Consider the following 13,047-nt stretch of genomic DNA (forward strand, 5'->3'; position numbering starts at 1 on the left):
TTATTATAACAGCATCTTTCTAAAAAGCAAGGAAAAACCGAAAAAAAAGCATCAGAAATGAAAAAGAGGGCGATGTTACCTTCCTGAAAGCCGATGTTTCTTCTGCAGATGACTGCCGCAATGTGGTTGAAACTGTTATGAAAAAATACGGAAGAATCGATGTACTCGCCAACGTAGCCGGTGTCGTCGGCACACGCGGCGCTTTTGTCGATCTCGATCTTGCTGACATCCAGAACACGATCTGATGTTGTCTGCAACGTAATAGAACGCTTCGACCATTTCCGACCTCATAATCATTTCCCAGCTCAATCACTTCACTTTCGTTTCGGCTCTGTTGCTCCCTGTCCTACGCTTAAATCTAACGTTACCGCTTCAATTCCAAGGACTCGGTACAAGGCGGTTGGTTAGACCTTACCTTGGTGGGTTTCCCACTGTATTTTATCAGCTTCAGGTGAGAGAAAAAACAGGCACTGATTTTCTGTCCCATTCCAAGCCATTTCCCCCTACATCGACGCTTATCAGTAGCGTGTGCTAATAATTTTTATTGAAGGATAACCTTTATTTCATGCTTTTTATTGTCTGCAAAATCCGGAATCCTGTTTCCTTTTATCTGTGTTCCGTCCACAATAATTACGGATGTGACAGCCTTCCGACACTGCGGATTCTCAATTACAATATGATAATCTGCGTTTCGGAAATGTCTCGTCATCTCAGCCCGTTCCCATTCTTTCGGAAAACATGGGGTAATTTCCAGCCCGTCATATCCGCGTTTTACCCCCATAATGCCTTCATACAGTCCCTTCATGCACCATGCAGAGGTTCCGGTTGTCCAGGACCAGTAAGATTTGCCGTAATATTTCGGATGTGTGGAATAGCAGTTTGTAAATACATATGGCTCGGCGCCGGACTGCGTGGACGGATTCTTTTCACTGTCCGGCATGATTTTTTTCAGAGTACAAAGTGCCTTTTCAGCTCTGCCGAGTTTGCAGTCCATAAGGATCTTAAATCCCGTTGCATGGCAATATACTCCGCCGTTTTCAAACAGCCCCGGCAGCATTCCCGACATCCGTCCAACATTCGGAGAATATTTCTCATACGGCGGCATATTCAGAGGGAAACCAAAATCATGTTCCATACTGTCAACCGAAGTCAGAAGCTTCGGAAGCTTTTCTTCATCTACCACGTCTCCCAGAACTGCCCATGTCTGGGCGTTCAGATAGATTTTACTGCCTTCACTTGTTCTGGAACCAATGTTTTCCTTCTTACTGAGTGCCCGCATATACCATTCACCATCCCAGGCTTTCTCATTAATACTCTTTCTCATGGTATCATATTCTTTTTTCAGAAATTCTGCATAATCAGTCTCCCCGATTTTTTCCATAAGCAGCTTCAGTTCTCTGAAAGCAAGACAGAACTGATGAGAAAGCATGACGGATTCCGCTTCCGGATCGGTTGTGATATTCAGCGCATCATTCCAGTCTGCAAAATAAATCCGGCTCAGCCCATTTCTTCCCTTATCCCGGATAAGACAATCTGCGGCTGCTTTTAAGTGCTCCACTACAGCCGCAGCACCGCCATCCTGCCACTCAATCTTCTTTTGCAGAATCGTGTAATCTCCCGTCTCCTTGATAAGTTCACACACCGCCCAGATAATCCAGAACGGCTGGTCTGAATACCTGGTGTCGTCATACGGATACCAGGTCAATACGGCATGACCATCCCGAAACTGATGGCGCAGACATTCCAGAATCTCCTCCCTGGCCTTCTCCTGACGATAATTCAGAAGTGCCACTGCAATCTGCAGATTATCCCGCACACCCTTTTTCCCAACAATACAGCAGTCTATCTGCTTCTTCAGCCACTGGTTCATAATATGATTGATTTTGCTGTCCGGTGTGGTGACGGACAGGGAACTGTATTTGTCCAGATTATACTCCACGGTCTCCTTACAGGCACTTTCCGTACGCTTAGCATCCGCATACATTTTAGCTGTCGCTCTTGCCTCATCCAGAGATTCACTGACGCCGAAGACCATCCGGATTTCCTTTGTCTCGCCCGGCTGCAGTATGAACTTATGCTGCAGCACACCGCCAAGAATAAACAGTGCCGCCTCAGAATTCGTACAGTCACCGCCATTTACTACTACATCCGGTCTCTGAAACAGTGCATAAGCAGAAGCATCCAGCTTCGTGACAGATCCTGCCGCTCCACAGAATCTGGCCAGATCCCCGTCATAAGCATACACAGGCTCGGAAGAAGCCAGATAAGCATTGTACCGTTTATGCGGTGCAAACGGATGAGCGGATCTACAATATATTCCATTTAATTCCCTGTCAAAGGAAGTTTCAAGGCAACGGTACATTTCATAATAACGGGGATATGAGAACCCCTCCAGTTCAAAAGTTACCGCTGAAAATGTACTGAGCATACGGGCTCTGTCACTCTTGTTCCTGAGTCGAAACGTCCACACTTCCTGGAATCCGGTCTGCGGCACAAAAATTCTCCAGGAGCTTTCTATCCCCTGACACTCGGACTGAAGTCTGGAAAATCCAATACTGTGCTCACACTGATAGCTTTCTACCTGTTCATTCAGCGGTGCCGCACCGATATTCCAGCTTTTATTCATTTCATCATCCCGGATATAGAAATATCTTGCATCATTGTTATTGATCATACACATATCTGCTCTTTCATTCAGGTAATAGCTGCGTCCATGCCCGTTCTGGGAAACCTGCGCGCAGTAGCCGTTTTCATTCCACAGATAGTTAAACCAGTATCTTGGCGGCTTTGCATCATAAATCACACAGGAATTGCCGTCGTTTGTAAATTCATATATCTTCTTTTCCATTCTTTCCATTTCTTCCTTTCAAACTCTTGATTACCCGCAGCAGATGACTCGCCGCTGTCTCCAGCTGCCTGCGTGTCACTCGCCCTTCCCGGTATCCATTCAGAATCTGTTTAATCACCGGCGGTCCGCCTGGCATGACAACATCATTTCCGGCCGCAACTGCATCCGCGCCATCCACCACAATATCCATATCCCCCCAGTCAGTCACCAGAAATCCTTCATATCCCCATTCTTCCCGCAGAATCCGGTTGCACAGGTCGCTGTTTCCACCTGCAAATATCCCGTTAATTTTATTAAAAGAAGTCATAATGCAGCGTACATTTGCTTTTTTTACCAGCATTTCAAATGGTTTCAGATACAGTTCCCGGGCTGCCCGTTCCGTAATAACAGAATCTACTGCGTCATACTGTTTCTTTGCGTTTCCCCTGCGGTAGGTTTCCTGCTCATTAACTGCGAAATGCTTTGGACACACCAGTACCTGATGATTTTCCTGTACGCCTTTTGTAATTGCGCAGGCACACACTCCTGTAAGAAAAGGATCTTCTGAAAAATACTCAAAGTTTCTACCACACAACGGATTTCGGTGAAGATTTACTGCAGGTGCGAGCCACACATCAACCTGTGCTTCCTCACACTCTGCCCCCACTGCTTCTCCAAATCTGTACCACGCCTCTTTATTAAACGCACATGCCAGCAGCATTTCCGTCGGCCACGCAGTTCTCCCGATTCCGGCAGGTCCATCCATATAGAAAACAGAATGGATTCCTTTATCTTTGATTGCTGGTGACACATATCCATTATGCCCTGCCGGATGATCATTGCAGGTCAAAGGCTTTCCTTCTTTATCACAGATGGTCTCCGGAAACGCTGTATCCAGAAATCCTGCAAAGGGAATTCCGGAACCGTAGCCTACGAGAAGTGCCGCAAGCTGTTCCTCTGTGAAATCTGAAAAATCTCTTACCTGCCTTCCCTGCCCCGCCTCTCTTTTCTCCGGTTTGACATCAATTCCTGAAAGCGTTAGTTTATACATTGGATTTTCTTCACAGACTCCGCCGCATGCATCACTCGGCAACTCCTGGTCTTTCAGGCAATTTTTCTTTAAAAACGTAAGTTTTCCATCATTACATGCTTTCAACCCAAGCGCTGAACGACAAATGCTGTATATAATGTCCTCCGAAACATCTAACTCACAGATGCAGACGGTCTCTTCCGAGGACGTTCCCATTCTGAGCTTATATCGTCCCTTCTCAATCAGCCATACGGAGGATTTTTCCTCATAACACGAAAGTCCATCCCATGGTATATGGATTGACACACTTGTTTTCTCTCCCGGTTTCAAAACTTCTGTCTTGGCGAATCCCTTTAATTCTCTCTCTGCTTTTTCTGTTTTTCCATCCGGCATAGAAACATAGATTTGCACGACTTCCCTGCCTGCACAGAGTCCGACATTCTTCACATCAATTATTATAGTTATCCCGTCTTCTTCTTTTGAAACAGCGGCCGCATCTAATGCAAATTTTGTGTAGGAAAGCCCATGTCCGAATGGAAATAGTACCTCTTTCCCAAAAGAACTGAAATACCGGTAGCCGTTATAGATATCCTCCTGATATACGGTCACCGGGCTTTTTCGGAAACCGAAACTCCCGTTTTCTTCCGCATCCAGTCCATAATCCTCATAAGTCAGAATATGCTCTTCCTTCTCCTTGTCCCATGAAAAATGCTTTGCAGAAGGATAATCCTCATACCGGTGTGCAATTGTAAATGCCAGCTTTCCGGAAGGGGAAACATTACCTTTAATGATTTCTGCAACAGCCTTTGCACCACCCTCTCCCGGAAGACCAAGGAACAGAATACTTTTTACGGAAGTATACTTTGTTGTCCATTCCAGGTCAATAAGTCCATTTACATTAAGGATTACAATGACTTCCGGGAAGTTTTCGCACACCTGGCTGACCAGCTTCTTTTCTTCTTCGGTAAGATAATAATCTCCTTCCAATCTTCTGTCACATTCCTCTCCGCCTGCATTTCTTCCTAGCACAAGAATTGCGGTGTTTGTCTTGTCTCTCACATTAGTCAGCAGACATTCCGGAATCGGATACTCCGGAACCGGCGCATGGTACGTTCCAAATATCTCATACATCAGGCCACTGTTTACCGCCTCCTTCATCTGGGAAAAATCGAATTCTTCCTGCGGATTCGCTGCTTCCGCTTCCCGCTGCTGCAGATAGTACTGTTTTAACTCCTCACATACAGAGATTCCTGCTTTCTCAAGTTCTATTATGATATTACTGCTTTCTGCTCCTCTTGCCGCTCCGGAACCATTTCCGGAAACATAGGTCACAAGTGCTGATCGTCCGAACACAGCAACTGTCTGTCCTTCCTGAAGCGGAAGAAGCTGATTCTCATTTTTCAGCAGAACAACCGATTCTTCTACCAGCTGCTCTGCAAGCAATTTTCTATTTTTAACCATTCTCTTTACTCCACTGTCACATCTGCATAAAACGCTCTGTCTCTTCCGGCAACCCATCCATTTTCTACAATCTCAAAAGCGCCGCTTAGTCTGATATCCTCTGAAGAGCCTCCTATTTCTGCCTCAATAGTTCCTTTCTCAATCTTCCATTTCATCCTTCTATCCAGAAATGCAAGCTGTGATGCTTTTATCTCAAAGATTACTTTTTTCTTTTCTCCCGGCACTAGCGTAATTCTCTTAAATCCCGCCAGTTCCTTGACCGGTCTTGCCATGCTTGCATGAATATCCTTCAGATAAAGCTGAACGACTTCATCCCCCTTGTATTCTCCTGTATTTTCCACATCACACTGAATCCGGATACTTTCTGTCGGCATAATGCAATCCTTGGATAACTGCAGATTGCTATATTCGAATTTTGTATAAGACAAACCATGTCCGAAATAATACCTCGGTGTATGCGGCATATCCACATAATTCAAAAAGCCGATGCTTCCGGTCTGATGCCATGCGGAATTATGCGGGTGATTGTAATAAATTGGAATCTGACCGGAAGTATAAGCTGTCGTTACCGGCATTTTTCCTCCAGGATTATACCTGCCAAGCAGAGTGCTCACAACTGCCTCCGCCCCCATCTCGGACGGATTCCAAGCCTCCAGTATTGCATCCAGATGTGCATCTGCCGCATCACTGGATATAGGGCGTCCGTCAAAATGAACTCCGATCAGCGGTTTCCCAAGCTTTGCTGCCTTCCTGATAAATGCATCCTGGCATTCCGGAAGATTGATATTTGTCGCATCCACACCCTCTCCCATGGAGGCCATAGAACAGGTTCCGTGCTTTCCTCCTAAAGTAAGAATCACAATATCGGCATCCTCTGCAATTTCAAGCGCCCGGGCATAACCGGATTGATCCGCTCCTGCAATCGGGTATCCATAAGCATAACGAATCTCTGCATCCGGCATCTGAGCTTTCAGTTCCTCCAATATACTTCGGCAGTCCGGTTTCTGACGTTTCAGAATCACGTCAAATTCCGGCGTTTCATCTGACTGAATATTGGTTCCCGGAACAGTCACGATTTCTTTGTTGTCCACATTTTCACTTCCACTGACCCCGGCAATCGAGTTGGCAATTGCATAGGTAGATTCCATCATACACATATGCGTATATCCTCCGAAAAACTTTCTCGGACTGTCTGCGTGAGGTCCGATCAGTGCAATCTTTTTTACGGATTTTTGAATCGGAAGCACACCATTATTTTTAATCAGTACCATAGATTCTTTTGCAGACTGCAGGGAAATTTCTTTATCCTTCTTATTCATAAAAACTCTGCGAAGCTCTTCTCCTTCCAAAGCAAAAGGATGTTCAAACAGCCCCATACGAAACTTTGCCGTCAGGACTCTTTTTACAGCCCGATCCAGAATGTCCATATCTGCCCTGCCTGACGCAAACAGATTCTTAAATGCTTCCCCATAGCCCTCAACACTTGGAAGCTCCATATCCATTCCCGCCTCCAGGCATAACAGTCCTGTTTCCTCTTTGGTTTCCCCGATTCCCTGAAACATAAATGCATTATTAATGGCGCCATAATCACTGACGCAAAGTCCGTCAAACCCCATCTCTTCTCTCAGCAGTTCTGTCAAAAGATGATGCGATGCGGAAGCCGGCTCTCCATTGATCAGGCAATAGCAGGGCATGATTCCTCTTAAACCTGCTTCTGTAATGGCTGCCTGAAATGGCTTTCCATAGATTTCTTCTAACAAACGTTCCGGTGTATCACTATTGGCCCCATGAATACCTGCTGCTGAATTATGAAATGCCAGAAAATGCTTGGCTACACTTTCTGTTCTGCGTCCTGCTGTCTCATATTTCTGGCACCCTTTTGTATAAGCTGATCCCAGGCTGGCTGTAAGAACCGGATCCTCTCCATACGTTTCTCCCTGCCGTCCCATTCTGGAATCTCTGGAAATATCAAGCACAGGGGCAAAGACATGCGTAATACCACAAGCAGCTTCCTGACGGCTTACAATTTCTGCAATTTTCTCCTCCAACTTTGGATTCCATCCGGCACCCCTTCCAATTCCGGAAGGAAAGCTTGTGGAATCCTGAATAAATGCTCCACAGAGTCCTTCCATATGAAAAATTGCCGGAATACGGTGCGGACTGTTTTCCATAACGATTCTCTGCACCTTTCTCTGCCACCGGACCACTTCATCCAGACTTTCCATTCTCCGCATTTCCAGCGTACTTACCTGTCCGATTCCATGCTTTGTCTGTTCATTGATTCCGGCAAAATCATAACTCGCCTTGTCAAATGGAAAAACACAGTTCAACTGAGCCACTTTTTCATCCAGACTCAGTTCCTCTAAAAGATATGCCGCCCTTTCCTCCGGTATCAATTCTGTATTCTGATATTTGTCGCTCATTTTATCATCTCTCCACTTTCCATTTAATTTCTGATATAGCATGAAGCCAGTCATAAATGGCCGGCTCCATACCTGATATATTTTTATTTAGTTATTCTGACCCTTTCTACGTGCTTCAACTTCCGCTCTCATTTTTGGAAGCTTCTCTTCCAAATCAAACTTTGTAAATACAAAGAACATCAGCAAATTCATCACTAACGGCAGATAATTTGAGAACCCGTAAATTGCATATCTCATAGAAGTAGTTGCAACTTCCAATGTAGCATCATAGGCTCCGATTGCAAGAAAGACTGATAAAATAATGCTTCCCAGTCCGCCGCCTACTTTACTTCCAAATCCGATTGCTCCTGAAGATACTGCTACCAGCTTCTTGTCGTATTTCCATTCATTATAATCGACAGCCATTGCAAGAAGCACTCCATATAAGCACATCAGCGGAATCTGTACTAAACTTCCGATTAAGGACATCACCGTACATGCCATGAAATTCGTCGGAACGACACACCTGACCACACAGGTAATTGCCTGACCTAACACCCCAAAGTAAACCGTTTTCTTAATTCCGAGTTTAGAAATGATTGGCTTCGCAAGCACAAATCCAAGTAAAGTTGCCGCAAGCCCTGCGATACCTGTTATAGCCACCAGATTATCATTTCCGAAGATCCATTTACAGTAATAAGTTCCGGATACCGCTGCAATCGCATTTGTAACATTTGTAATAATATTGAATAAGAGAACAATCACCCAGTATTTGTTTCCAAAAAGCATTTTAATCGCATCTTTAAACGGAACTGCCTCTTCCTCCTCTACTTCATTTAGCGTTTCTGTATCTTCTGAATACTTTGCCTTGCGTCCGTTGTTATAACAAATTGCAAGCAGCAAAAGAACAATTAACGCTAAAATCGCTCCAAATTTAATCCATGCACTCTGTGTTCCACCTAACATATTAGTAACAGGAATAATAATAATCGAAATGATCATCCCTGCCCCATAGTTTCCTACTGCACGGAAGATACCCATATTGCTTCGTTCTACCTGGCTGTTGGTACGCACAACCATAACTGCACCAAACGGTGTTGCAATCATCGTATAAATTACGGCTGTCAACAATACATTAGTCACAAGTACATAAATCATTCCGATTGTCTGACCTTTCGGCACTGTAAACATCAAAAATGTAATTACTGCCGCCGGAATCATCATGCGGAACATCCATTTGTAAAATTTACTGTTTCCGCCTTTTGAATGCTCGATTACATTTCCAAACCAGATATCAGTAAGTGCATCAATAACTTTAGCGATTGCCATCACAATACCGACACCGCCAACAGCAAGACCCACCTTGTCTGTATAGAAGTATGTAAGCTGACCGACTACATTTGCCATAAGTCCAAGTGCCCACTGCCCTGACATATCTGCCATATAGTCTCTTTTTCGCATGACTTTTTTTGCGCCGTCACTGTCGAAACCAAGTTCTTTTTTCTTTTTTCCCATTGATTTTACCTCTCTTAAAAAGTTTTATGCTTCGTTTATTGATAAATGGTACATGATACCCGGCACCATTCCATCCAGATGAAAGAGTACAGATTCTCCAATCTTCTCTCCGTCCATAATTCTGATGACTTCCCCCACCGGACTTAAAATCTCAAGTGTTGCTTTCTTTCCTTTTACTGAAATTGTACCTTCCAGCGTATCTGCAAAAAGCTTTCCTTTCATTGTCACAGCGGTAAATTCATAACCCATCAGTTCAATCCCCGTCTGCATCTCTGTTTCATCCATTCCCGTCTCACCCATTGCCGTGAGGATAAACTCTTTTGCATCTGCAAGCTTGTCCGTATCCATCGGAAGCACCGAAATAGATATTCTGCTGTTATTCACTTCTGCATTAATTTTTTCCGTCAGGCGGATATTTTTCTCCGGGGATCCGCTGAAAAAGCTGCAATAATCGGTGTTCAGTGAAAATCTGGAATTATCCGGATCAAATATCATTTCTTTGGTAACTGAAATCATTTTCCCGTCCACAAGTCCTGCATCCTTTGGAACAATCCCCCACTTCTTAAAGGCCTGATCCAGGATTTCTGCAAATTCCCGGTAATCTCCGTCCCCTGCAATCTTTTCAATCTTATCAAAAACCAGTGTTTTTTCGCCAAGATGTATACCCGGCTGTATCTCTTTGGTATCCCTTGCCGCAAAAGTCAGCCGGTTTTTATCCGGATATCTTCTCATTGCATCCCTGTAAGGAGACCATGCATAATAGACTCCTTTCTTTGCCTCGGAAAGATCGGCTCCATTTAAAAAGCCTGCATTGATGGCCGCATCCGCGTCACCGGTGTACCTCTCACCTCCATCCAGGAAAACGTTTCGCATACCTGTGATGTAAGGTAACATCGTTGTCAGCATGCCATGCCCGTTTGGAAGCGTCTTAAGGTCATCCTGTGTATATACAACATCTACTTTTTTATCAGAAACAGCCACAAGGCCCTTCAAAAATACAGATGCCATAAATCCCCACTGACAGGCCACCGCCGGATCATTGTATGCATCAAATACACTTAAAATCTCGTCCGCTGGCTGATCATCCCATTTTTCAGATGTCTGATAATTATAAAGAATCAGTCCGTCCCAGTCATTTAAGCATGCACAGGCCACTGTCTGCACTGCCGCTGTGGAATGGAACGGATGAAGTCCGTATTCATTCCATTCACTCAGCATAAACGGCTTTCCTTTTATAATGGCAGTTGCACCCATGCTCGGGATCGTTGTTGCTATGGCACCTGCACCTTTTTGTATGGTCAGCGGATTGGTGGAAACATATTCCATCGGACCCGACACCATAAATGTCGTTCCCTGTACCGGAAGCAGCGGATGATTGAAATAGCTGTTATTTTCCATTACGTCCGCATCGCTGTGTCCGTATACATCAGCCGCACCGCCCAGCAGGTTACTGGTGTTAATCGGAACCTTCACCCCGATAGAATGCAGATAATTTTTCATCATCTGATAAAATTCCCGGTTAATAAAAATTCCAAACTCCATATAATCTGCATATCTTGCCGGGCTGTTCATTCCTTCCCATGAACCCATCGGATCATTCACCGGCTGGACAAAATCTCCCTCCGTAATACGTACTGAGCAGTCTTCCGGATTCTCATCCTCCTGCAAAGCTGAAACACCGTCAAATGTCCAGGCTTCTTTTAATTTTTCCCTTGTATCGTATTTCATTAGAAGAAAATGATTAAATTTTCTCTGAACCTCCTGCCTATAAGGCTTCATATGTTCAACATGCTCCAGCTCCGCTGTTCCCTTAATCGCCGATTCTTCATTATTGATCTGAACGGTAATGACTGCCGGATCATCTGCCAGTGCAAGCCCGGTATACGGATTCACATGCAACAGAAGCTTTCTTGCATAATCCTTCTGCAGTTCAATCAGTCTTTCATTAATCATCGGAAAGCATTTTGTACAGGAATCCACTCTATCGGAATATTCAATTCCATCTTCCTTATTAAATGCTCTTGCAACTAACAGATCAATGTGCAGATAGATTCCCTTTTCTTTCAATTTTGCGACAAAATAATCAAATCTGTCGAGACCTGCTTTGTTAAATTCCAGGCTGTTCCCTCTCTCGTAATCCAAAAGCGGTGCTTCCTTACAACTGCTCCACGTACACGGTTCTTCACCGATAGGAGCATCTGCTGCATGCAGCCTAATGACATTCACACCCATACTGGCAAATCTTGCAGCCAATTTTTCCGCTGTCTCATGATTCGGAGTATTGGATCTTGCTGCCATATTGAAGCCCAAAAATCTAATGCGTGTTCCGTCTTCAAAATAAAAATGTCCGTCCTTTACACGTACAAACCCATGCTTTCCTGCAGGTGCATCCAACAGATGTGAAAAATCCGCTGCGCCTTTGTTCGTTTCAGCTTTATGGATTCTTATTCTCTGTCTCACTTCACTTTCTCCTTCCTTCTTTCTTTCTTTTTGCTTATAAAATACTACATTTTCCATGATTCATATTTCATAATTTTATTTTATATTATATTTTTCTGTATTTTTAAAATTTTTGTGATATACTTTTGAAAAAAGGAGAGAATTATCAATCATGGATTATATTGATTTCTGTAAAAAGTATTATGCCACAACCAAGATTCCTATTAGTTTACTTCTCGGAACGGCCGAAAAGTACTCAACTATCGGTGAGCTTTTTTCTGTAGAACCGCTTACAGATTACCCTGTTCTCGCAGGTGGTCCTAATCCGTCCATACATTTTTATTCTTCTGAAATCATATACGGATGTATTTGTATAGAAGAGACCGACTATGTTATCATTCTTGGTCCTATTTTCGAGTGCCCCGTCACACCCTCACAGATCAATCTGTTCATGCAAGAGAGTGCTGTTCCGGCAGCATACCGGGAGCAAATCGTCGAATTTTTATATACAATACCGACAACCAGCCGCCTGCATCTTGCAAGACATCTGTCATTACTTCATCTGATTCTGAACCGGAAGAATGCCGATATTCCGGAAATACTGGAAATAAGCTTTGGTAATACTGTGAACCGCAATTCACACAATGTAAAGCAGTTTATTGAAAATAAGGAAAATGAAGAACTTCACTCCACCCATTATATGGAGTTGGAGCTCTATGAACATATTCGAAACGGGAATCCAAAGAAACTGGCGGATTTTCTCAAATCTACTCCTTTGAATCTCAATGAAAAGAAACTGGCAAAATCGCCTTTACGCCAGGCCAAAAATATTTTTATCAGTACGGTGACAAATGTAGGGATGATCGGCGCAATTCCGGGCGGTGTTGACGTTGAACGTGCTTATCATCTTATGGATATGTATATACAGGAATGTGAACAGCTTCAGACGCTAAAAGAAATCAACGATTTACAGTATCAAATGCTTTTCGACTTTTGCGAAAAAGCCGGTGAAACCCACCTACCAAGCGGGATATCTGCTGATATCTACGACTGCATGAATTACATCAGAAGTCATACCAATGAAGCGATTCGTCTGGAAGATGTTGCCGCTCATATTGACCGCAGCACCTCTTTCATTGCCAAAAAATTCAAATCCGAATTAGGATTTAACCCCGGCGCTTATATCAGCCGCTGCAAACTGGAAGAGGCAAAAAGTCTCCTTACTTTTACGGAAAAAAGTCTGACCGAAATAAGCAATTATCTTTGCTATTCCAGTCAGGCCCACTTTCAGACTGCTTTTAAAAAGAAATATGGTATGACTCCGAGACAGTATCGAAATAAAACACAGCAGATATAAACTCAAATCATAACCA

The 13,047-nt window shown here is 43.9% G+C and carries 6 protein-coding genes and 1 pseudogene; 2 read left to right on the top strand and 5 right to left on the bottom strand.

Annotated features, from left to right (window positions below; genetic code table 11):
• Positions 1-47: 47 nt before the first annotated feature.
• Positions 48-245, top strand: a pseudogene (locus tag DW915_RS02655) (SDR family NAD(P)-dependent oxidoreductase); the annotation flags it as partial.
• A gap of 296 nt (positions 246-541) precedes the next feature.
• Here DW915_RS02655 and DW915_RS02660 read toward each other — a convergent pair.
• From DW915_RS02660 to DW915_RS02680, 5 genes are all read right to left on the bottom strand, one after another.
• Positions 542-2,848, bottom strand: coding sequence for a GH36-type glycosyl hydrolase domain-containing protein (locus DW915_RS02660; protein ID WP_242856384.1), 2,307 nt, complete (start codon positions 2,846-2,848; stop codon positions 542-544).
• Positions 2,829-5,318: a glycoside hydrolase family 3 protein gene (locus tag DW915_RS02665; protein ID WP_055217770.1), complete on the bottom strand. Its 2,490-nt coding sequence runs from the start codon at positions 5,316-5,318 to the stop codon at positions 2,829-2,831. Before DW915_RS02665 ends, DW915_RS02660 begins: the two co-directional genes overlap by 20 nt.
• Before the next feature lie 5 nt (positions 5,319-5,323).
• A complete protein-coding gene (locus DW915_RS02670; RefSeq protein ID WP_055266005.1) occupies positions 5,324-7,741 on the bottom strand; it encodes a glycoside hydrolase family 3 N-terminal domain-containing protein in 2,418 nt (805 codons plus the stop codon).
• Between the two features lie 87 nt (positions 7,742-7,828).
• Positions 7,829-9,235: an MFS transporter gene (locus DW915_RS02675; RefSeq protein ID WP_055217766.1), complete on the bottom strand. Its 1,407-nt coding sequence runs from the start codon at positions 9,233-9,235 to the stop codon at positions 7,829-7,831.
• A 24-nt stretch (positions 9,236-9,259) separates the two neighbouring features.
• The gene (locus DW915_RS02680) at positions 9,260-11,695 is read right to left on the bottom strand and encodes a beta-galactosidase (RefSeq protein ID WP_238061592.1); all 2,436 of its coding nucleotides are present in this window, start codon (positions 11,693-11,695) and stop codon (positions 9,260-9,262) included.
• Positions 11,696-11,846: 151 nt separating this feature from the next.
• On the opposite strand from DW915_RS02680, the gene DW915_RS02685 reads away from it, so the two are divergent.
• Complete coding sequence (locus DW915_RS02685) at positions 11,847-13,031, top strand: helix-turn-helix domain-containing protein (RefSeq protein ID WP_118741508.1); 1,185 nt, start codon at positions 11,847-11,849, stop codon at positions 13,029-13,031.
• Positions 13,032-13,047: the final 16 nt, after the last annotated feature.

This window comes from Blautia sp. AM42-2, assembly GCF_003480245.1.
Classification (GTDB): Bacteria; Bacillota; Clostridia; order Lachnospirales; family Lachnospiraceae; genus Fusicatenibacter; species Fusicatenibacter saccharivorans.

Coding starts and splice junctions, on each gene's coding strand:
- DW915_RS02660 (WP_242856384.1), bottom strand. CDS start 2,848: ATGGAAAAGAAGATATATGAATTTACAAACGACGGCAATTCCTGTGTG.
- DW915_RS02665 (WP_055217770.1), bottom strand. CDS start 5,318: ATGGTTAAAAATAGAAAATTGCTTGCAGAGCAGCTGGTAGAAGAATCG.
- DW915_RS02670 (WP_055266005.1), bottom strand. CDS start 7,741: ATGAGCGACAAATATCAGAATACAGAATTGATACCGGAGGAAAGGGCG.
- DW915_RS02675 (WP_055217766.1), bottom strand. CDS start 9,235: ATGGGAAAAAAGAAAAAAGAACTTGGTTTCGACAGTGACGGCGCAAAA.
- DW915_RS02685 (WP_118741508.1), top strand. CDS start 11,847: ATGGATTATATTGATTTCTGTAAAAAGTATTATGCCACAACCAAGATT.